15 protein-coding genes and 1 pseudogene are annotated in these 20,649 nt (G+C 70.8%); 8 read left to right on the forward strand and 8 right to left on the reverse strand.

Annotated features, from left to right (window positions below):
* The first annotated feature begins 18 nt into the window (after window positions 1–18).
* From OVA26_RS03930 to OVA26_RS03940, 3 genes are all read left to right on the forward strand, one after another.
* Window positions 19–243, forward strand: a complete 225-nt coding sequence (locus OVA26_RS03930; protein WP_074696036.1) for a hypothetical protein — start codon at window positions 19–21, stop codon at window positions 241–243.
* A gap of 35 nt (window positions 244–278) precedes the next feature.
* Window positions 279–641: a fluoride efflux transporter CrcB gene (gene crcB, locus OVA26_RS03935; RefSeq protein ID WP_268104859.1), complete on the forward strand. Its 363-nt coding sequence runs from the start codon at window positions 279–281 to the stop codon at window positions 639–641.
* Between the two features lie 94 nt (window positions 642–735).
* The gene (locus tag OVA26_RS03940) at window positions 736–3,897 is read left to right on the forward strand and encodes an efflux RND transporter permease subunit (RefSeq protein ID WP_268103085.1); all 3,162 of its coding nucleotides are present in this window, start codon (window positions 736–738) and stop codon (window positions 3,895–3,897) included.
* Between the two features lie 319 nt (window positions 3,898–4,216).
* On the opposite strand, the pseudogene OVA26_RS03945 reads toward OVA26_RS03940, so the two are convergent.
* The 3 genes and pseudogenes from OVA26_RS03945 to OVA26_RS03955 form a co-directional block, all read right to left on the reverse strand.
* Window positions 4,217–4,840 (reverse strand): annotated as a pseudogene (locus OVA26_RS03945) (DUF998 domain-containing protein); the annotation flags it as partial.
* A gap of 241 nt (window positions 4,841–5,081) precedes the next feature.
* A complete protein-coding gene (locus OVA26_RS03950) occupies window positions 5,082–5,987 on the reverse strand; it encodes an aldose 1-epimerase family protein (protein WP_268103086.1) in 906 nt (301 codons plus the stop codon).
* Window positions 5,984–6,616 (reverse strand): antibiotic biosynthesis monooxygenase, encoded by a 633-nt coding sequence (locus OVA26_RS03955; RefSeq protein WP_056225826.1) that lies wholly within the window; start codon window positions 6,614–6,616, stop codon window positions 5,984–5,986. The genes OVA26_RS03950 and OVA26_RS03955 overlap by 4 nt, the downstream gene beginning before the upstream one ends.
* 402 nt (window positions 6,617–7,018) lie before the next feature.
* Here OVA26_RS03955 and OVA26_RS03960 point away from each other — a divergent pair, with 402 nt between their 5' ends.
* Entirely contained in the window at window positions 7,019–9,325 is a 2,307-nt protein-coding gene (locus tag OVA26_RS03960) for a DEAD/DEAH box helicase (protein WP_268103087.1), read from the forward strand.
* Window positions 9,326–9,463: 138 nt separating this feature from the next.
* Here the strand turns inward: OVA26_RS03960 and OVA26_RS03965 are convergent, their stop codons facing one another.
* Window positions 9,464–10,567 carry an Rv2578c family radical SAM protein gene (locus tag OVA26_RS03965; RefSeq protein ID WP_268103088.1) on the reverse strand — a complete coding sequence of 368 codons (1,104 nt, stop codon included), beginning with the start codon at window positions 10,565–10,567 and terminating at the stop codon, window positions 9,464–9,466.
* A 393-nt stretch (window positions 10,568–10,960) separates the two neighbouring features.
* On the opposite strand from OVA26_RS03965, the gene OVA26_RS03970 reads away from it, so the two are divergent.
* Window positions 10,961–11,818, forward strand: a complete 858-nt coding sequence (locus OVA26_RS03970; protein ID WP_268103089.1) for a M15 family metallopeptidase — start codon at window positions 10,961–10,963, stop codon at window positions 11,816–11,818.
* Window position 11,819: 1 nt separating this feature from the next.
* Here OVA26_RS03970 and OVA26_RS03975 read toward each other — a convergent pair whose 3' ends face one another.
* Window positions 11,820–13,061: an LCP family protein gene (locus tag OVA26_RS03975; RefSeq protein WP_268103090.1), complete on the reverse strand. Its 1,242-nt coding sequence runs from the start codon at window positions 13,059–13,061 to the stop codon at window positions 11,820–11,822.
* 208 nt (window positions 13,062–13,269) lie between these two features.
* On the opposite strand from OVA26_RS03975, the gene OVA26_RS03980 reads away from it, so the two are divergent.
* Window positions 13,270–16,842 carry a S8 family serine peptidase gene (locus OVA26_RS03980; protein WP_268103091.1) on the forward strand — a complete coding sequence of 1,191 codons (3,573 nt, stop codon included), beginning with the start codon at window positions 13,270–13,272 and terminating at the stop codon, window positions 16,840–16,842.
* A gap of 57 nt (window positions 16,843–16,899) precedes the next feature.
* Here the strand turns inward: OVA26_RS03980 and OVA26_RS03985 are convergent, their stop codons facing one another.
* From OVA26_RS03985 to OVA26_RS03995, 3 genes are all read right to left on the reverse strand, one after another.
* The gene (locus OVA26_RS03985) at window positions 16,900–17,922 is read right to left on the reverse strand and encodes a pirin family protein (RefSeq protein WP_268103092.1); all 1,023 of its coding nucleotides are present in this window, start codon (window positions 17,920–17,922) and stop codon (window positions 16,900–16,902) included.
* Window positions 17,919–18,257 (reverse strand): GNAT family N-acetyltransferase, encoded by a 339-nt coding sequence (locus OVA26_RS03990; protein WP_268103093.1) that lies wholly within the window; start codon window positions 18,255–18,257, stop codon window positions 17,919–17,921. The genes OVA26_RS03985 and OVA26_RS03990 overlap by 4 nt, the downstream gene beginning before the upstream one ends.
* Window positions 18,258–18,342: 85 nt before the next feature.
* Window positions 18,343–18,864 (reverse strand): CGNR zinc finger domain-containing protein, encoded by a 522-nt coding sequence (locus OVA26_RS03995; protein WP_268103094.1) that lies wholly within the window; start codon window positions 18,862–18,864, stop codon window positions 18,343–18,345.
* Window positions 18,865–18,889: 25 nt separating this feature from the next.
* Here OVA26_RS03995 and OVA26_RS04000 point away from each other — a divergent pair, with 25 nt between their 5' ends.
* Both OVA26_RS04000 and OVA26_RS04005 read left to right on the forward strand, forming a co-directional pair.
* Window positions 18,890–19,084, forward strand: coding sequence for a hypothetical protein (locus OVA26_RS04000; RefSeq protein WP_268103095.1), 195 nt, complete (start codon window positions 18,890–18,892; stop codon window positions 19,082–19,084).
* 52 nt (window positions 19,085–19,136) lie between these two features.
* A complete protein-coding gene (locus tag OVA26_RS04005; RefSeq protein WP_268103096.1) occupies window positions 19,137–20,543 on the forward strand; it encodes a DUF5684 domain-containing protein in 1,407 nt (468 codons plus the stop codon).
* Window positions 20,544–20,649 lie beyond the last annotated feature (106 nt).

A 20,649-nucleotide genomic window follows, 5' to 3' on the forward strand; every position in this document is an offset into this window, starting at 1 on the left:
CCCGTTCAAGGAGGACCGATGACCGCTCGCTACGACCTGGCAAAGATCAAGCTCGGCAAGCTCATGACCGACCCCGATGCCGAGGGCATCATCCTCGACGTCATCCCCGACCTCAAGGCGAGCCCCACCTACCTCGTGGCGCGCACCCTCACCGCGAGCGCCGCCCTCAAGCTCGCCGAAGCGCAGATCGGCGCCGAGAAGGCATCCGAACTGCGTCGTCGCGTCGAGGCGCTCGAGGCGTGAGGGGCTCGCGCGGCGAGGGGTAGATTGGCGGCGTGATGCCGCTCGTCTTCCTCGCCGTGGCCCTCGCCGGCGGCGTGGGGGCGGCGCTGCGCTATCTGCTCGATGTGGCTGTGCGGCGCCGCACGGGGGAGCGGTTCCCGTGGGGCATCCTGGTCGTGAATCTCACCGGGGCGCTGGTGCTCGGCATCCTGACCCCCCTTCCCGCCGACGAGTCGTGGCGGTGGGTCCTCGGGACGGGTCTGCTCGGCGGATACACGACATTCAGCACGGTGGCTGTGACCACGGCGCTGCTCGCCGAAGAGGGGCGCTCGCGCGCGGCGGTGTCGTACGCGGTGGTGTCGTTCGTCGGGTCCGTCGTCGCGGCGGCACTGGGTCTGTCGCTCGGATCGGCGCTCTGAGGCAGCCGCCCGCCGGGCGGTCCGAGGGGCGGGCGCGCATGGGATACTGAGCTTCGATACATTCCTGTATCGGACTTACCCGGAGGGTCCCCCCGTGTCGTACCTGGCCGTCCTGAGCCTGAAGAACCGCGCCCTCATCGCCCTCGTCACGATCGTCGCGGCGGTCTTCGGCGGGCTCGCGCTCACCAGCCTCAAGCAGGAGCTCATCCCCTCGATCGAGTTCCCCCAGCTCGCCGTTGTCACGACCTACCCGGGCGCCTCGCCCGAGGTTGTCGAGACCGATGTCTCGACCCCGATCGAGAACGCCATCCGCGGTGTCGAGGGACTCGAGTCCACGACCGCGACGAGCACGACGAACTCCTCGATCGTCTCGGCGGAGTTCACCTACGGCACCGACCTGGCGGGGGCGCAGCAGAAGATCCTCGCCGCGATCGCGCGCATCAAGGATCAGCTCCCCGACTCCGCCGACACCACCGTCGCGTCGGCGAGCATCGACGACTTCCCCGTCATCCAGCTCGCCGTCACGGGATTCACCGACGCCGAGGCGACGCAGTCGATCCTTCAGACGAGCGTGGTCCCCGACCTCGAGGACGTCGCGGGGGTCAACGGCGCGCAGATCGTGGGCGGCACGGCCCAGCGTGTGACGATCACCCCCGACACCGCCAAGCTCGCCGAGCGCGGCTTCAGCCAGCAGGCGATCACCGACGCCCTCGACGCCAACGGCGTGCTCTTCCCGGGTGGCTCCCTGACCGAGGGCGACCAGACCCTCACCGTGCAGACCGGGTCGAAGCTGACCAGCGTCGACGAGATCTCGGCCCTCCCGCTCGTGCCCACCGACGCCGCCCAGTTCCAGGCGGGGCAGACGAGAATCAGCGATGTCGCCACGGTCGCCCTCGAGCCCGACCCCGTGACCACGCTGTCGCGTGTCGACGGGCAGCCGGCCCTGACCATCGCGGTCACCAAGCTCCCGGCCGCCAATACCGTCGACGTCTCGCGCGGCGTCCTCGATGCGCTCCCGGGGCTCGAATCGCAGCTCGGTCAGGGCGCCAAATTCACCGTCGTCTTCGACCAGGCGCCGTTCGTCCAGCAGTCGATCGAGGCCCTCGCGCAGGAGGGGCTCCTCGGTCTGGTCTTCGCGGTCGTGGTGATCCTCGTCTTCCTCATGTCGGTGCGCTCGACGCTCGTGACGGCGATCTCGATCCCCACCAGCGTCCTCATCACCTTCGTGGGGCTTCAGGCCTTCGGGTACTCGCTGAACATCCTGACCCTCGGCGCGCTGACGATCGCAATCGGCCGCGTCGTCGACGACTCGATCGTGGTGATCGAGAACATCAAGCGCCACTACGTCGGTGACGCCGACAAGATCCCCACGATCGTGCGCGCGGTGCGCGAGGTGGCGGCCGCCATCACGGCATCCACCATCACCTCCGTCGCGGTGTTCCTCCCGATCGCCTTCGTGGGTGACGTGACGGGAGAACTCTTCCGACCGTTCTCACTGACCGTGACGATCGCCATGGCGGCCTCGCTGCTCGTGTCGCTCACGATCGTGCCCGTGCTGGCGTCGTGGTTCCTGAAGCCCGGGAAGGTCATCCGCGATGCCGAGGGGAATCCGATCGACCCCGAGTCGCCGACCGCGCCGCCCTCGCGCCTGCAGAAGGCCTACGTCCCGGTCCTTCGCTGGACGCTGAAGCACTCGTGGGTCACCCTCACCCTGGCCGTGCTCGTGCTCGGCGGGACGCTCGCGTCCGTCCCCCTGCTCAAGACGGACTTCCTCGGCGACTCCGGTCAGAACACCTTCACCGTCACTCAGAAGATCGGCTCCGCCCCGAGCCTGGATGCCGAGGACGCGGCGGCCCAGAAGGTCGAGGCCGTGCTGCTCGACACCGACGGCGTGCAGACGGTGCAGACCTCCATCGGCTCGAGCGGGTCGGCGCTGCGCGACGCCTTCTCGGGCGGCGGCTCGGGCATCACGTACTCGATCACCTCCGCCTCCGGCGTCGACCAGGTCGAGCTCCGCGACCGCGTCCGCACCGAGCTCGAGGCGCTCCCCGACGCGGGCGAGATCGAGGTCGCGGCCTCCGGCGGCGGACTCGGCTCGGCCGGCATCACCGTCGACGTCACCGCCGCCGACGGACAGTCGCTGCAGCAGGCGAGCGACGCCGTGGTCGCGGGCCTGCAGGGGCGCGACGGCATCGGTCAGGTCACCAGCAGCCTCTCGGCATCCCTCCCCTTCATCTCCGTGCGCGTCGATCGCGATGCGGCCTCCGAGCGCGGACTGTCCGAACGTGCCGTGGGTGCGCTCGTCTCGGCGACGCAGCAGCCGCGGCAGGCGGGCACGGTGGAACTCGACGGACGCGGGGTGACCGTGTACGTCGCCACCGCCAACCCGCCGAAGACCATCGACGACCTGCGCGCCCTCGAGATCCCGAGCGCGCGCGGCAACGTCCGCCTCGACCAGATCGCCACGGTCGAGCAGAGCGAGACCCCGCCGTCGATCTCGACCTCGCGCGGGCTGCGCACGGCCACGATCACGGTGACGCCGACGACCGACGACCTGGGCAGTTCGTCGGCCAGCGTCACCTCGGCCCTCGCCGACACCTCGCTGCCGCAGGGGGCCACCGCGAAGGTGGGCGGTTCGGTGACCGACCAGCGCGACGCGTTCAGCCAGCTCGGCCTCGCGTTGCTCGCGGCGATCCTCATCGTCTACGTCGTGATGGTCGCGACCTTCAAGTCGCTGCGCCAGCCGCTCGAGCTGCTCGTGTCGGTGCCGTTCGCGGCGACCGGAGCGATCCTCATGCTGCTGATCACCGGTGTGCCGCTCGGTGTCGCGGGCATGATCGGTGCGCTGATGCTCGTCGGCATCGTGGTGACCAACGCGATCGTGCTCATCGACCTCGTGAACCAGTACCGCGCCCGCGGTCTGAGCGTCTTCGAAGCGACGGTCGTCGGAGGCGCGCGACGCCTGCGTCCCATCCTGATGACGGCCCTCGCGGCGATCTTCGCCCTCGTGCCGATGGCCCTGGGGATCACCGGCCACGGCGGATTCATCTCGCAGCCGCTGGCGGTCGTCGTGATCGGCGGGCTCGTGTCGTCGACGTTCCTGACACTGCTGGTGCTGCCGACGCTCTACAACCTCATCGAAGGAGCGAGCGAGAGGCGCCGTGAGCGGCGGGCGGCGCGAGAGGCAGGGCACGTCGAGCCGACGGCCGACGACGGGCACCCCCTGAGCCGCCGAGAACTGCGCGAGAAGCACTGACGCGGACCGGGCGGGATGCCGACACCCGGCGTCCCGTCCCTCTCGCGGTGCTCATCCCGAAGTGTCGGCGGTCACCGGTCGGGGTGAGCGTCGATGCGCGATCGGGGTGAGGCGACGAGCCCTCGACGGGGTGACCGGGTGCGACGCGCGGGGCGCGCTGCGCCGCCGAGCGCGCGGGTCGACGGGTGGCCGTCGGCCGGGCGAACGGGAGGCGGGGGCGTCGACGGGGGGCGTGGTGCGCCGCGGCGGGAGTCTGTGCGGTCGGGTGCGAGGTGGCCGCCGTCGCCGCCGACGCGAGGATCTGCGTGAACATCCCCGACCACGCGAACATCGCCGCGCACGAGATGGTCTCGAACAGTGCCAGGTTGATGGTCGCCGAAACGAAGAGCGTGATCGAGACGATCAGCCAGACGGTCGCGATTCCCGTGCCGATCGCCATCCGCTTGCCGAGGCGGTGGAAGAGGAACGGCGCGCTCAGCAGCAGGGCGAGGAACCCCAGGACCATCGAGCCGGCGACCTTGTCGTGAAGGTCCTTGTCGGTGTTCAGGGGAATGCAGCCCACCAGAGCGAGATTCACGCCCACGACGTTCAGGCAGATGAAGGCCACCGTCGCGGCGCCGCGACGGACGGGACCGCGACCCACGCGTCGCACATCGCGCCGGACGCGGAAGGCGAAGACCACGACGATCATCCCGCTGATCTTGAGCGTGGTGTTGAAGAACGCGCTCGAGAGGTCGCCGAAGATCCCCAGCTGGCTGAAGTGCAGCTGCCACCACAGCGGGTCGCTCGTGGTCGCGATCGACAGCAGCAGCCCGCTGACCAGGACGATCAGGGCCGCCGCGCCGACGTGCATCGTCGGGACGGTGTTCAGGCGGCGCGCGAGGGCGCCCAGACGCGGCACCGGGAGCGAAAAGGGGACAGCGGAGCGGAGCGCGGTGCTCATGTGGGGGATCTTTCCTCAGGACGGAACGAGGATCCCCCCACACCGCGGGACCCTCGGCCCCCGTCGGCTCATTCGGGCAATGAGCCAGGAGAAACCTTGGTCCTTTGCCTCCCCCGGCCTTGACGGAAACCGTCAGGGCACATGGTATCGTTCGCGCCGCCTTTTCAGGAAAGGGCTTGTCTGGGAAATTCCCAGGTCATATCGCCAATTCCTTGTCCCCCATTTGGGGGACAAGGGCGTCTCACGCGCGGTAGGAAATGCCCCATTCCCTGGTCATTTCCGCGCCGGGTTCGAGTCGCTCCAGGTCCGTCCCGGTGGCGAAAGCGTTCGCCGGCGCCGTCATCGGCTCGATCGCCACCGCGAGGGACTGCCCGGGGTAGCGGTCGGTCGTGAACACCTGCGCCCAGCGGAACCCGTCGTCCTGCCACAGCTGCACACGCCGACCGTCGGGAGCGGTGAGGGTGTGGTGCGCTCGGCCGTCGGCATCCCGCTCCCATCCGCGGTAGCCGTTGTCGAGCGAGGCATCGCCGAGACGGCGACCCTCGCGCAGGTCGGTGGCGGCGTCGACCGGCACCTCGTCGACGGGGATGTTGCGGTCGTCGAGGACGAGCGTGGTCGTGCCGGTCGAGTGCACCACCAGATCCTCGGTCGGCACCCCGCCGATCTGGAGATAGGGGTGCACGCCCAGGGCGACGGGGGCGGCCTTCGCCCCGATGTTCACGATGGCGTGGGTCACGTGCAGACCGTCGGCGCGGAGGGCGTACGTGACCCGCGTGCGCAGGTGGAAGGGGTAGCCGGTCTGCGGCACCACGTCGGCGCCGAGCACGAGGCGATCGTCGGTGTGCTCGATGGCCTGGTAGGTCCCGAAGCGCAGCAGGCCGTGGCTGGCGTTGCCGAACTTCGGCTCGCTGATCGCGAGCTGCAGATGCTCGCCGTCGAAGGAGTATTTGCCGTCGCGGATGCGGTTCGGCCAGGGGACGAGGACGACTCCGGATGCCGCGGGCGTGGGCAGGTCGTCGGGGTAGCGCGGTACGAGGTCGACGCCGTCGACCGTCAGCGCGCGAAGGGCGGCACCCACCTGGGCGATCTCGGCCGAGGAGTGCTCGCCGCGGAGGTGGAAGCGTGATCCGGTGGGGTCGGCGGTCATGACGTGGCCTTTCGCGATCGGCGCGGGCGCTGCAGCCACGGCTGCAGCATGCGGGTGACCCACGGGAGGACCGCGTAGGTCATGACGGGGGTGAGCATGAGGGTGGTGGCGAGCACGCGCAGCACGAGGGGGATCTCGGCGAAACCGGGGACGAAGCCCAGCAGCCACGACGCCGCGAGGTTCGTCGGGAAGAACCCGACCCAGATCGTCACGGCCTGCTTCCACCGCGGGGGAGCTGCCGGGACCGGCTGTTGGATCGGCTGGGTGCCGGCCTCCGTCACCGTCGCCGCTTCGAGGATCGAGCCGTGCGGGGCGTCGAACCAGCCCTCGATCCCGGTGCGGCGCTCGCTGCGCTCCTCGCGCGCGAAGGGGCGGCCGGAGTCGAGCCACCACTGGCGCTGCGTGGAGCTCTCCCACTCCTCGAGAGTTGTGATGTCGCGGAAGCGGTACAGCATGTACCAGAGGTCGCTGTCTTCGCCCGCGCGCACCCACCCCGAGCCGAGGAAGCCCGGAAAGGCGGTCGCGAGGTCGGTGCCGGCCTGCATCCAGGAGGTCGCTTCGGCGGTGCGCGTCGGGTCGATGCGCCGCTCGATCGCCACCGTGATGGGGTGGGCGTCGGTGTCTGCCATGCGTCTATCTTCCGTCACGGCGACCCTGGGTCCTTCTCCGTGGAGCCCGTCCCGCTCTCGACCGCCTCTGTCGCTCTCTCGACGAACCTCGTCCCCCTTTCGGCGGGGTGTCGTCCCAGGTATGGCTGTCTGATGCGCCGCGAAAGCGCCATAAGTGGGACACGGGTCATCCGAGGGGCATGGATGCCATTCCCAGGCGCGACCTGTAACGTGGTGCGGTCGGCTCTGGACACCGTGCGTGATGCGCGGATGGGTTTGTGAGTCCAAGGGGCCGATGGACAGGACGCGATCGCGGCCTCGACCATCACTAGTGAATTGGCCCCCGGCCGACGAGAGTCCGGGTATCGCACCGCCACGAGCGGTGTCGCTGTTTCGCGCGAACAGAACCCAGGAAGTTTCTCCATGCCCAAGAACAAGAAGCCCGCCGGCGGCCGCGCCGCCAAGAACTTCGAGCCCCGCTACGGCGCCAAGACCTCGTTCCAGGACCGCAAGCGTCGCCCCGGCACCGAGGCGCCCGCCAAGCCCGGCAGCAAGAGCCCCAGCCACCGCGGTTACCGCCCCGAGGCCGAGGCCACCGCCGACAAGGGTCGCTGGAACGCCGCCGACCGCGCCGGCCGTACCGAAGCCCGCAACATCCGCACCTCCGCCCGTGACGACCGTCCGGCCCGTTCGTTCGACGACCGTCCCGCGCGTTCGTTCGACCGCACCGAGCGCCCGGCTCGTTCGTTCGATCGTGATGAGCGTCCCCGTCGCGATGCCGGTGAGCGTTCCGCGCGTTCGTTCGACCGCACCGAGCGTCCGGCTCGTTCGTTCGACCGCAATGAGCGCCCGGCGCGTTCTTTCGACGACCGCCCCGCGCGTTCGTTCGACCGCACCGAGCGTCCGGCTCGATCGTTCGAGCGCAGCGACCGTCCCGCCCGCTCCCTCGACCGCAACGAGCGCCCCGCTCGTTCGTTCGACCGTGACGAGCGTCCCCGTCGCGATGCCGGTGAGCGTCCCGCGCGTTCGTTCGACCGCAGCGACCGTCCTGCTCGTTCGTTCGACCGCAACGAGCGCCCGGCGCGTTCTTTCGACGACCGCCCCGCGCGTTCGTTCGACCGGAACGACCGTCCGGCTCGATCGTTCGACCGCAGCGACCGTCCGGCTCGTTCGTTCGACCGTAACGACCGTCCCGCGCGTTCGTTCGATCGTGACGAGCGTCCCCGTCGCGATGCCGGTGATCGTCCTGCCCGGTCCTTCGACCGCAGCGACCGTCCGGCTCGTTCGTTCGACCGTAACGACCGTCCCGCGCGTTCGTTCGATCGTGACGAGCGTCCCCGTCGTGACGCCGGTGATCGTCCTGCCCGGTCCTTCGACCGCAGCGACCGTCCGGCTCGTTCCTTCGACGACCGCCCGCGCCGCAACGACGGCCCGAGCCGTAGCGATTGGACCAACACCCCGCAGCGCTCCGCCGAGCACGAGCAGCGCGTCGACGTCGTGCACGAGCGCCTGCAGGCCGAGGCCGTGGACGCCGCGACCGTGACCGGTGCCGGTTTCGCCGAGCTGGGTCTGGGCGACAACCTCGTCCGCGCGCTGGCCGGTCTGGGCGCGGCGAGCCCGTTCCCCATCCAGGCGGCCACGGTCGCCCCGATCCTCGAGGGACGCGACGTCCTCGCTCGCGGACGCACCGGCTCGGGCAAGACCATCGCCTTCGGTGCGCCGCTGGTCGAGAGCATCCTGCGCTCGCAGGCGGGTCAGCGCCGCGAGTTCGGTCGCGCCCCCAAGGCGATCATCCTCGCCCCCACGCGCGAGCTCGCCCTGCAGATCGACCGCACGGTACAGGTGCTCGCGCGCAGCGTCGGCCTGTTCACCACCCAGGTCTACGGCGGCGTGCCCCAGGCGCGCCAGGTCGGTGCGCTCAAGAAGGGCGTCGACATCGTCATCGGCACCCCCGGACGCATCGAAGACCTGCTGAACCAGGGCAAGCTCGACCTCTCGCAGGTGCAGGTCGCCGTCCTCGATGAGGCCGACCACATGTGCGAGCTCGGCTTCCTCGAGCCCGTGCAGCGCATCCTCCGCGCGACCAAGAAGGACAGCCAGAAGCTCCTCTTCTCGGCCACGCTCGACCGCGAGGTCGCGGCCCTCGTCGATGAGTTCCTCGTCGAGCCGGCCGTCTACGAGGTCGCCGGTGAAGATCAGGACTCGAGCACCATCGAGCACCGCGTTCTCGTCATCGAGCACCGTGACAAGGCGCAGATCCTCGACTCGCTCGTCGACCGCGAAGGCAAGACCCTCGTCTTCGCCCGCACCCGCGCGTACGCCGAGATGCTCGCCGAGCAGTTCGACGACGCCGGTATCGCGGCGGTGGCGCTGCACGGCGACCTGAACCAGCAGAAGCGCACGCGCAACCTCGAGAAGCTGACCTCGGGTCGCGTCAACGTGCTCGTCGCCACCGACGTCGCCGCCCGCGGCATCCACGTCGACGACATCGACCTGGTCATTCAGGCCGATGCCCCCGACGAGTACAAGACGTACCTGCACCGCTCGGGCCGCACCGGCCGCGCCGGTCGCGCCGGCACCGTGGTCACCCTGATCACGCGCCAGCGTCGCCGTCGCATGACCGAGCTGCTCGACCGCGCCGAGATCCAGGCTCCCTTCGAAGAGACCGCGCTCGGCGACGACGTGCTGGAAGAGCTCTCGGGCCGTCAGCTGTCGAACGTCGACGCGTAACTCCCCCCTCGAAACCCCCGTCGCGAGCGCGGCGGGGGTTTCGTGCATCCCGGGCGCGGTGACGCGACGCTCGCGCGAGCCGAGCGGGCACGATGCTGAGCGGGCTGTTCCTGGGTGACATGTCGGGGAGCGAGGCCCTCAGAACAGCGTCGGCTCGCTCGCGGGCGGGACGCGCGGGCGAGTGGATGCCGATACCCCGACCGTTCGCACGGGTCCGAGGCTGCTCGCCGGCGCGGTGCGTGCCGCGAGGCCGGGCTGGGGTCGTCCGCGCGGGTGGTCGTCCTCATCCCACCCGTCCAGCCGGTGCATGCGCAGGAGGGGGCGCATGCGTTTGCCGAGCCACGTGCGGTACGCCTTCGGCGCCGAGGTCGAGACACCCGGGTACAGCCCGCGGTACGACGAGACCAGGTGCGGATGCTCGCGCTCGAGCCACTCGAAGAACCACTGCTTCGCCCCGGGCCGCAGGTGGAGCGCTCCGTAGACGACGCGCGCCGCGCCGGCGGCTCGAATGCGGGCCAGAGCGTCGTCGAGCGTCGCGACCGAGTCGGTGAGGTGCGGCATGACGGGCATGAGGAACACCGTCACGCGGAAGCCCGCGGCGGTAGCCGCGCGAACGGTCTCGAGCCGCGCCTCGGCACTCGGGGTCCCGGGCTCGATCGAACGCTGGAGCGCGTCGTCGAAGACCGCGATCGACATGGCCAACGACACCGTGACCTGTTGTGCCGCCTCGGTCAGCAGCGGAAGGTCGCGCCGCAGCAGGGTTCCTTTGGTGAGGATCGAGAACGGTGTGCCGTTGTCGGTGAGAGCCCCGACGATGTCGGGCATGAGGCGGTACCGTCCCTCGGCGCGCTGGTAGGGGTCGGTGTTCGTCCCGAGCATCACGGGTTCGCGCGCCCATGACCCCCGGCGCAGCTCGGTGCGGAGCACCTCGGCGACATTCACCTTCACCACGATCTGCGAGTCGAAGTCGGCCCCGTAATCCAGGTCGAGGTACTCGTGCGTTTTCCGAGCAAAACAGTACGAACAAGCATGGGTGCATCCCCGGTAAGGATTCACCGTCCAGTCGAACGGCATGGCCGAGACGCCGGGAACGCGGTTCAACGCGCTCCTGCACAGCACCTCGTGGAATGTCATTCCGGCGAATTCCGGCGTGGTCACCGACCGCACGAGGCCGTCCATGCGCTCCATGCCCGGGAGTGCTGCGGTGTCCTCCACGCCCAGCTGCTGTCCCTGCCATCTCATGCCAACAGTCGAACACATGTTCGACGAATCGGCAACACTGCGCCCGAGTCATTCGCGGAGAGGGCCGAGCGCCCTCGCCCCCGCCTCCACCCGGGTCGACCGTTCAGGATGCACCCGCGAGAATGGAAGCGTGACCAGCCACGACCCCGAGACCTCGCCCCGCCGCGCCGCGCGCGCGGAGGCCGAGCGACTCGCGACCGCGGCCCTCACCCTTCCCGTCGTTCCCGGCGGCGACGACTCCGCCGCAGCGCCTCCGACCCGTCGCGCTCTGCGGCGAGACGACGACGCCCCCGAGGCGGGGGAGTCCGAGCCCCGCGGCATCCGTCGACTCGCCCCCGTCCTCCTGCGCCGCCGCCTGGCGGTGGTCGCCGCGGCCGCCGTCGTGGTCGCCGGTTGCGTGGTGGCGATCGGGGCCGCCGCCTCGGAGGCGGGCCCGACGGCTCCACCGACGCCGTCGCGCAGATCGCCGGCCCCCCGGCGGTCGCCGACGACGGAATCCCCGTGCCGCAGCTCGCGGCCGTCGCCGCCACGGCGACCCCGTGCGACGACCCCGCCTTCACCTCCGCGCTGGCCGCGGGAGACGACGCCGCCGTCATCGACGCGGCGGGGGGCGGGCAGGCGTTCCGCGCAGCGGTGGCATCCGGGATCGCCCCCTGCGTCTCGCTCTCCGACCCGAACCGCGAGTGGCTCGTGGTCAACAAGCAGCGTCCGTACGACCCGGTCGACTACCAGCCCGGCGACCTCGTCATGCCCGCAGGCGTCCGCGCCCTCGAGGATTCCGCTCTGCGCGCCCCCGCCGCGCACGCGCTCACCTCGCTCGTGAAGGCCGCATCCGCCGCCGGCGTCGGCGAGATCGGCTACCTCAGCGCCTACCGCTCGTACACGACGCAGAAGTCGACCTACGCCGGGCGCGTGGCGGTCGGGGGTGTCGCCGAGGCCGATCGCGAGAGCGCGCGGCCCGGCTTCAGCGAGCACCAGTCGGGGATGGCCGTCGACATCGTCCCCTGCAACGGTTCGTGCAAGACGCTCGACGACGTGGCGGCGTCTCCCCAGGGCGCGTGGGTGCGCGATCACGCGTGGGAGTTCGGCTTCATCACGCGGTACGCCGAGGGGCGCGAGAGCGTCAGCGGGTACGAGCCCGAGGCGTGGCACCTGCGCTACATCGGTCCCGAGCTCGCCCGGGCCTACCACGAGGGCGGTTTCACGACCCTCGAGGAGTTCTTCGGGCTGCCTGCGGCGCCGACCTACTGACTCAGTTCACGACGCCGCCGCTGCAGGTCTGCTGCGCGGCGCTCGATCCGGTGATGGCGGGCGGGAGGGCGACGGCTCCCGTGTTCGGATCGACCTCGCCGGGCTCCGGCGCGGGGCCCTCCGTCGGCGTCGGCTGTTCTCCGGGGGCCGGCTCGGCGATCACCGTGCCGTCGTTGACCGCCACGCCTCCGGTCACCTCGATCGACCGGTTCTCGCGCAGCGCGTCCCAGAGCACCTCGGCCGCGGTGTAGTCGGGCGCCACGCGGTTGGCATCCGAGCGGGCCTCGACGGTCGGGTACTGCACGAAGACGATGTCTTCGAAGGGCACGTCCTTCACCGCGGAGGCGACCTGGACGAGGGTCAGGGGGTTCGTGAGGCTCTGCGTCGGCGTGACGTTCCGAAGGCCCGTCGAAGCCAAGCGCAGCACCGTCGAGGGGTTCGACAGCACCTCCTCGCTGACGAGCTTGCGTGCCAGGCGGGACATGTACTGCTGCTGGTTGCTCACGCGGGCCAGGTCGCTGCCGCCCACTCCGTATCGGGTGCGCAGGAACTGCAGCGCCTCGAGGCCCTGGATGCTCCGCGGTCCCGCTTGCCAGTCGATGCCCGTGTTCGCATCGCGCATGTCGCTCGCGAGGCAGATCTCGACGCCGCCGATCGCGTTGGTGATCTCGATGACGCCGCCGAAGGTGACCATGGCGCCGAATTGGATCTGCTGGCCGCTCATGTCGGCGATGGCGGTGATCACGCACGAGAGTCCGCCGTACGTGTAGAGCTCGTTGATCTGCAGGGTGCCGCCGCCGAAGCGGCCCCCGTCGGCGGTGTCGCACGCGGGGGCGTCGAAGATGAGGTCGCGCGGGAACGAGACGACCGTGACCTTCCGGGGTTCCTCCGAGATGTGCACGAGGATGTTCACGTCGTTCAGGCGTCCGCCCGCGTCCGCACCCTCGCAGCGGTCACCCAGGAGGGCGATGAGCTCTTCTTCGCACTCGTCGATGCCGACGAGCATCATGTTCACGCCGCCCGAGAGCGCCCCGAGGTCGGGCGGGACGGCCGGCTGATTCTCGACGACCACGGCTTCTTCGACGAAGTCGGCGGTGAGGTCGTACGCCGTGTACGACACGACTCCGATCACCGCGACGGTGCCGACCACCGCGGCGACGGCGAGGAGCTTCGCGAGCTGGCCGAACGGGTTCGGCGAAGGCAAGCGGGCGTGCTGCGCGACGGTGCGACGGCGCCGGGGCATGGCTCCTCCTCGGGTTTCGTCGAGTCTAGGGGGACCGGATGCCGGGACCCCGGCGCGACGACAGGGGGGGGGCGAAGCGAGGGTCGCCGTTTTCGGACCCCGTCCAAACTGAACGTTGGTGATGAAACCTCTCTGAGTTATGTTTGTGCAACGCGCGCCACCGATGTCGCGCAGATCGCTCAATTCATCCCCCCGTTTGGAGCGCACGATGGGTCGAACCCTGCGTTCGGTCGCGGCCATTTCCCTGGCCGGACTGTTCACCGTTGCCGGAGCCACAGCCGTTCAGGCTGCCGACGTGGGCGAGGAGGTGACGCCTCCCACACCCATCGAATCCGCGACGGGCCGGTACATCGTGGTCCTCGACGAGGCCCCCGTCGCCACGTACCAGGGCGGCGAGCCGGGCCTCGACGCCACGAAGTCCGACGAGGCGCGGCTCGATGCCGACTCCCCGCAGGCGCGGAAGTACTCCGCCTTCCTCGAGGAGCGTCAGCAGAACGTCGCCGACGAGGCGGGCGTCCGCCCCGACGCCACCTACACGATCGCCGTCAACGGCTTCAGCGCGAGCATGGACCCGAACCAGGCCGCCAAGCTCGCCGCGACCAAGGGCGTGCAGAAGGTCGTCCCCGACGAGATCCGCCACCCGGTCGCGGTCCCCTCGACCGAGTTCCTCGGCCTCGAGGGCGACAACGGCGTCTGGCAGAAGATCGGCGGCATCGGTTCGGCCGGCGAGGGCGTCGTCGTCGGTGTCGTCGACACCGGCATCGCGCCCGAGAACCCCGCCTTCGCGGGCGAGCCGCTGGGCACCACCGCCGGTTCAGAGCCGTACCTCGACGGCAACGACGTCGTCTTCCGCAAGGGCGACGGCACCGACTTCCGCTCCCCGCGCGTGGCCGAGGGCAACGGGTGGTCGCTGTCGGACTACTCGACCAAGCTCGTCGGCGCCCGGTACTTCGACCAGGGTGCCGCCGCCACGGGCTTCACCTTCGAGGCGGACTACCGCTCGCCACGCGACGGCGACGCGCACGGCTCCCACACCGCCAGCACCGCGGCCGGCAACAACGGAGTCGACGCGAGCGTCGAGGGCATCGATTTCGGTGCGATCTCGGGCGTCGCCCCGGCGGCCAAGGTCGCCGCCTACAAGGCGTGCTGGGCGGGTCCCGACCCGCTCGTCACCACCGACGACGTCTGCGCTCTGAGCGACCTGCTCGGCGCGATCAACGCCGCGGTGTCCGACGGCGTCGACGTCATCAACTACTCGATCGGTGGGGGAGCTGCCACCACCACGCTCTCCCTCGAGGACCAGGCGTTCTTCAACGCCGCCGCGGCCGGCGTCTTCGTCTCGGTCTCGGCCGGCAACTCCGGCCCCGGCGCTTCGACCGCCGACCACGCCTCGCCCTGGTACACCACCGTCGCGGCATCCACGATCCCGACCTACGAGGGAACCGTGAAGCTGGCCGACGGGTTCCAGGCCGCGGGAGCATCGGTGTCGGTGCGCGAGGGTCACGACGTGACGGCACCCGTCGTCTACGCCGGCGACATCGCGGCATCCGGAGCCGATCCCGCGAACGCCGCACTGTGCCTGATCGGGTCGCTCGATCCCGCGAAGGCTGCCGGCAAGATCGTCGTGTGCGATCGCGGTCAGAACGCGCGCATCGAGAAGTCGCAGGCGGTGAAGGATGCCGGTGGCGTGGGCATGATCCTCGTCAACGTCACGCCGGCCTCGGTTGACAACGACTTCCACTCGGTGCCCACCGTGCACATCGACGCGCGCTACCGCGACGCTCTGCTCGCCTACGTGCGCGGCACGGCGGACGCCACCGCGACCCTCGTCGGCGAAAACGTCACGGGCGAGACGACGCCGACTCCCCAGGTCGCGGGCTTCTCGAGCCGCGGACCGATGCTCGCCGACGGCAGCGACATCCTGAAGCCCGACGTCTCGGCTCCGGGTGTCGCGATCCTCGCGGCGGCGGCCAACGCGCCCGGCGCCACCCCGACGTTCGAGTTCCTCTCGGGCACGTCGATGTCGTCGCCGCACGTGGCAGGCCTCGGTGCGCTGTACCTGGGCGAGCGCCCGCTGGCCACTCCTGCCGAGGTGAAGTCCGCGATGATGACCACCGCGTACGACACCGTCGACGTCGAGGGCGCTCCGGCTCAGGACCCGTTCGCGCAGGGCGCGGGCCACGTCGATCCGACGAAGTACTTCGATCCGGGTCTGCTGTACCTGAACGGTCCGGCGGACTGGGCGGCGTTCCTCCAGGGCAAGGGCCTCGAGGACTTCGGTGTCGCCCCGATCGACGGCAGCGATCTGAACCTCGCGTCGATCTCGATCGGCTCGCTCGCGAAGCCGCAGACCATCACGCGCACGGTCACCTCGACGAGGGCCGGATCGTTCTCGGCATCCATCGACGTCCCCGGAGTGGATGCCACGGTCGAGCCGGCCACGCTCGAGTTCGCCGCGGCGGGTGAGCAGAAGACGTTCACCGTGACCTTCTCGCGGACGGACGCGGCTGCGGAGCAGTGGACGAGCGGGTTCCTCACCTGGACCGGCGACGGTACGCAGGTGCGCTCGCCGATCGCGATCCGTCCGGCCACCGCCGAGGCTCCGGCCGAGGTCTCGGGCACCGGTCTGTCGGGATCCACGTCGGTCGAGATCCTTCCGGGCGTGGGCGGCGAGCTGCCGCTGAGCGTGTCGGGTCTCGCGGCCCAGACGCTGCTGGCCGATCCGGACAACCCGGTCGCCGGTCACAGCGGTAACCAGGACTCGGGCGACGCCGACGGATACGTGCGGTGGACCGTCCAGGTGCCCGAGGGGACGACCCTCTCGCGCTTCGACCTGGACTCGTCGGACGACACCGGCAGCGACCTCGACCTGTTCGTGTCGCGCGTGGTCAGCCCCGACGACCTGCGGTACTACGAGCGGTTCACCTCCGCGACGGCCTCGGCCGACGAGCGGGTGACACTGACGAACCCCACCGCCGGCACGTACCTGATCGAGGCGAACCTCTACTCCTCGACCGGACCGTTCACGTGGGACATGACCTACGCGAACGTCACCCCCGGCGGCGAGGGGCAGCTGACGGCGACGCCGAACCCGATCCCCGTGCAGCAGGGCGCCGCCGTCTCGTTCGACCTGTCGTGGCAGGGGCTCGCGCCTCAGACGCGTTACCTCGGTGTCGTGCGGTACGGCGACTCGGACGTGCAGACGGTGCTGACCGTCGACTCGGGCGAGGCTGCTCCGGCCGTGGTCGAGGCTCCGACGGTGTCGGGCACGGCCAAGCTCGGTCGCACCCTGACCGCGACTCCCGGCACGTGGAACCCGGCCGATGTGACCACCGCGTACCAGTGGCTGCGGGACGGTGAGCCCGTGAACGGCGCCACCTCGGCGACGTATCGTGTGCAGCGCGCCGACCTCGGCCGGGTGCTCAGCGTGCGCGTGACGGCGACGGCACCCGCCAACGGTCTGACGGGCACCGCCGACAGCGCCGGCGTGCCGGTCGTCGTGGGCTCGTTCACGACGGTGAGCGTCGACCCGTGGGTCGGTCGCACCGGTGACGCGTACACGCTCACCGTCAAGGTGCGGCCGCTGAGCGGACCCGCGCCCCAGGGGGACGTGACCGTCACGGTGGCGGGCAAGGAGTACGTCGCCACCCTGCAGGACGGGAAGGCCACCATCGCCCTCGACCCGCAGACGCGCGGCGTGAAGCTGGTCAAGGCCGTCTACGGCGGCAGCGCGACGGTGGAGGCCTCGCGCGCCAGCAGCGCGTTCATCGTGTTGCGGTAGTCGTCGCCGAACCATCGCGGCGCTCGGGCTTCGGCCCGGGCGCCGCGAGTGGTCTTGTCAGCCCCGCCGCTTCCGCGGCGTGAGCCGCACCGCCGGGAGGGGAGGGGCGGGAATCCGCTCGGGGCCGTGGTCGATCACGGCCCCGAAGCGCGGCGCCTGGGCTTCCCACGCCTCGCGTGCCTCGACGATCTCGTCGTGAGACCGCCCCACGAAGTTCCACCACATGACGATGTCGGCCTCGAACGGCTCCCCGCCCAGCAAGAACACGCGGGCGCCCTCTGCACTCCGCAGCTCCAGGTGGTCGCGTCCCTTGCCGAGATAGACCAGCCGCGAAGGGTCCAGGGATGCCGTGGGCCCGGCTTCGGGCGTGGAACCCGGGCGTCGCGCGGCGTCGGCATCGGTGGCATCCATCCCCGTCACCGCCTCGGCGGTACCCGTCATGCCGGAGACCGCGTACTCCCAGTCGGGGTGCAGGGGGATGCGCACGGCGACACCCGGCGGCAGGCGCAGCTCGGCCCCGACGATGGGCGTGTGGACGGTCGCGGGCGAGGCGACTCCGTCGAGCTCGCCCATCACCACGATCGCGTCGGCCCCGTGGCCCAGATCGAGGACGGGGAGGTCCTCGTGGCGCTCGAACGCCGGAGCTCCGTGCCGCCGGGTCTCGGGCAGTGCCACCCAGAGCTGCAGGGCGTCGAGGGGGATGGGCCCCTCGCCGACCGAGTACTCGGAGTGCGCGATGCCCACGCCACTCGTCATGAGGTTCAGGGCGCCGGGACGCACGATGACGTCGCTGCCCACGGCATCCCGGTGTCTGACCTCACCGATGATCGGCCACGTCACCGTCTGCAGCCCGATGTGCGGGTGCGGTTCGACGCGCATGAGCGTGTCCTGTGGGCCGAAGCGGTCGAGGAAGCACCACGCGCCGACCATCGGCAGGGCACGGTGAGGGAGGGTGCGGTGGACCTCCATTCCGCGGACGCCTCCCAACGGCACCTCGCGCGCTGCCACGATGAGCGCGCGCGGACCGTCGCACGCGACCGGACCCTCGGCCTCGGGAGGCTCGACGTCGAGTCGCGTCACGAGGGTTCGCCGGGGCCCGCCGAGTCGGCGGCGTCGTCGTCGTTCGGCCACTCCACGACCAGGCCGGGCACATCGTGCTCGCGCAGGTAGTGCGCGACGAAGGGGCAGGAGGGAATGACGCTGCCGCCACGACGAGCCAGGTCGGAGAGCGCCTCGCTCGCCAGAGCGGAGCCGAGCCCGCGCCCCTTGTAGGAGGGGTCGATCTCGGTGTGGGGGAGCACGGTGCGGTCGTCGTCGATCGCGCGGAACTCGAGGAAGCCGCCGAGCTCGTCGCCCACGTGGATCTCGTAGCGGCGGGCGTCGTCGTTGCGGGTCACGGTCAGTTCGTCGGCCATGGGGTCTCCTGTCGTCGGTAACGACAGCAACGTACGTGTGAGGGCGGATGTTCCGCCATCCCCGCGGTGCCTCGGCCGTCGTTTGCTAGGACGCCTCGCGCGCTCGATGGCGGCGCACGGCGGCGCGGTTGGCGCAGCGCACCGAGCAGTACCGCTGCCGGCCGTTGCGCGTGACGTCGACGACGACCTTCGTGCACGGTTCGGCGGCGCACCGGCCGAGCCGGGTCATCCCGCGCGTGACGAGGTGCAGAGAGGTGCCCACCGAGATGACGGCGGCGAGCACGCGGGGGAGCGCCTCGTCGCTGTCGCGGTAATGCAGGTGCCACCCCTCCCCGTCGTGGTCGGTGAGGCGGGGGTATGCCGTCACGGCCGCCATCTGCGCGTTGAGGAGAGCCGCGCGGGCGTCGGGGTCGGTCTCGTCGACCACGCGGAGCCACTCGTCGATGACGGCGCGGGTGCGCGGATGATCGTCGGATGCCGCGGGGAACGTCATCGTCATCCCCATCTCGATCGTGCGCGCTTCGATGCCCGCGCGGTCGGCGGGCCAGTCGTTCGCCAGCGATGCCGCGAGCAGGACGGCGTACTCCCCGTAAGGGTTGAGATGCATAACGGCATTACATCACGCTGGATCCATGACCGCCCCGTACACGATCCCCCTGGCCCCCTCGGCATCCGTCCACGAACACGCGTGGGTCACGGAGTCGATCCACCTCACCAGCGACGGGCGCGTGCGGTACGTGCTGTGTGCCGGGTGTTCCGTGCGACGCGTCGACGTCGACGCGGCCGCGGTCGTTCCCCCGACCGCACTGACGCGTGAAATCGGCTGACGGCACACCGCGCCGCACGGTAGCGTCGAAGCAGACTGCTGACGGGGGACGCATGCTTGTTCTGAGCCTGATCGCGGCGATCGCGGGTGCGATCCTCGTGCCGGTGATCGCGCTGCACGTCTGGTACGCCATCGGGTTGTCGCGTGTCTTCGCCACGCACGGGGGAGAACCCTGGCGCGCCTGGATCCCGCTGGTCAACGAGGCCGAGCTGTTCCGCTTGGGGCGGCTGGACCCGGTCCGCGCCGTCCTGCTCGTGGTTCCCGGCGTCAACATCTACGGTCTCGTGCTCAAGGCCACCGCCGCTCACCGCCTCGGCCAGACCGCGGGGCGCGGCGCCGGTACGACCGCCCTCGCGGTGATCTTCCCGCCCGTGTGGGCGACGATCCTCTCGGCACGCCCGCGGACGGATGCCGCGCCTGCCGTCGACGTCGCCGAGGAGAGCCCGATTGTCCTGAGCGAGACGGCATCCGGTCCGATCACCACCATCCCCGGTACGAGCGCGGCCGAGGTCGCGACCGCGGGACGGCGACGTTCGACCGCCGTCGCGGCTGAGTCGGTCGCGGTGCCGGTGCTACCCGGTCCGGTCGACATCGATGACGACCTCGAGCACACGTCCCTTCACCCGTCGCGGCGTGCCGCTGCGGAGGCGGCCGCCGTGGACGCCGCGGAGTCGGGTGCCGTCCCCGCGGGGCCTCAGGTGCCCGCGGCTGCTCCGGGCGGCGAGCCGCCGCTGACGCGCGCCCCCGCGACGCCGATCGCAGCCGCGGCCCTCGACACCGGCGCTGCCGGGGTGGTTCCTCCCGCCGCCTCGCGGGCCTCGGCGCCCGTGAGCGCGTCGGCGGAGGTAGCGCAGGGCGCTCCGGCGGAGACCCCTGCTCCCGAGCCGGACGCGGCCCCCGCGTCGACGGCGGCGGCTTCGCCGTCCCCCGCCGCCGCCGTGCCGCCCGCCGAGGCCGGACAGCGGGCTTCCTCGGCTCCGGATACGACCCCCGCCGTCGACGACACCGGCGTCGATCGGGTGGGCGAGACGACGGATGCCACGGCCGCTCCCCGAACAGACGGTGACTCCGCCCCCGCTGGCCCCATCGACGAGCTGACGCAGACAGCGCGCCCGCGCTCGCGGCGACGGGGGGAATGGACCCTGGCCCTCCCCGACGGCAACCAGGTCGCGTTGACCAGCCGCACCGTGATCCTCGGACGCAAGCCCGGCAGCGGAGAAGACGCGGTGCAGTACGTCGCGGTCGCCGACGACACGCGCACCATGTCGAAGCAGCATGCGCGCCTCGAGTGGAGCGTCACCGGCTGGAGCATCACCGACCTCGACTCGACGAACGGCGTGACACTCATCCACGACGACGGGCGCACCGAACGGGTCGGCGGCGGGGCGACCGCGATCGCGACCTCGCGCTTCCGCCTCGGTGACGCGAACATCGAGCTGCGGCCGGCATCGGTGGCCTGAGCGCTCGGTCCGCGGTGGTGTTGCAGTTCGCTGAACCGTTGCACTGTTCGCGCTGACGGCCAGCGCCGGATCTCCACGCTGACGGGCTGCCGGCGCGGCGCGGGCG

It is taken from the genome of Microbacterium sp. SL62 (assembly GCF_026672635.1).
Classification (GTDB): domain Bacteria; phylum Actinomycetota; class Actinomycetes; order Actinomycetales; family Microbacteriaceae; genus Microbacterium; species Microbacterium testaceum_A.

What these genes read in the sequence shown, in the direction of transcription:
- OVA26_RS03930 (WP_074696036.1), top strand. Translation starts at nt 19, where the DNA reads ATGACCGCTCGCTACGACCTGGCAAAGATCAAGCTCGGCAAGCTCATG.
- crcB (WP_268104859.1), top strand. Translation starts at nt 279, where the DNA reads ATGCCGCTCGTCTTCCTCGCCGTGGCCCTCGCCGGCGGCGTGGGGGCG.
- OVA26_RS03950 (WP_268103086.1), bottom strand. Translation starts at nt 5,987, where the DNA reads ATGACCGCCGACCCCACCGGATCACGCTTCCACCTCCGCGGCGAGCAC.
- OVA26_RS03955 (WP_056225826.1), bottom strand. Translation starts at nt 6,616, where the DNA reads ATGGCAGACACCGACGCCCACCCCATCACGGTGGCGATCGAGCGGCGC.
- OVA26_RS03960 (WP_268103087.1), top strand. Translation starts at nt 7,019, where the DNA reads ATGCCCAAGAACAAGAAGCCCGCCGGCGGCCGCGCCGCCAAGAACTTC.
- OVA26_RS03965 (WP_268103088.1), bottom strand. Translation starts at nt 10,567, where the DNA reads ATGAGATGGCAGGGACAGCAGCTGGGCGTGGAGGACACCGCAGCACTC.
- OVA26_RS03975 (WP_268103090.1), bottom strand. Translation starts at nt 13,061, where the DNA reads ATGCCCCGGCGCCGTCGCACCGTCGCGCAGCACGCCCGCTTGCCTTCG.
- OVA26_RS03980 (WP_268103091.1), top strand. Translation starts at nt 13,270, where the DNA reads ATGGGTCGAACCCTGCGTTCGGTCGCGGCCATTTCCCTGGCCGGACTG.
- OVA26_RS03990 (WP_268103093.1), bottom strand. Translation starts at nt 18,257, where the DNA reads ATGGCCGACGAACTGACCGTGACCCGCAACGACGACGCCCGCCGCTAC.
- OVA26_RS03995 (WP_268103094.1), bottom strand. Translation starts at nt 18,864, where the DNA reads ATGCATCTCAACCCTTACGGGGAGTACGCCGTCCTGCTCGCGGCATCG.
- OVA26_RS04000 (WP_268103095.1), top strand. Translation starts at nt 18,890, where the DNA reads ATGACCGCCCCGTACACGATCCCCCTGGCCCCCTCGGCATCCGTCCAC.
- OVA26_RS04005 (WP_268103096.1), top strand. Translation starts at nt 19,137, where the DNA reads ATGCTTGTTCTGAGCCTGATCGCGGCGATCGCGGGTGCGATCCTCGTG.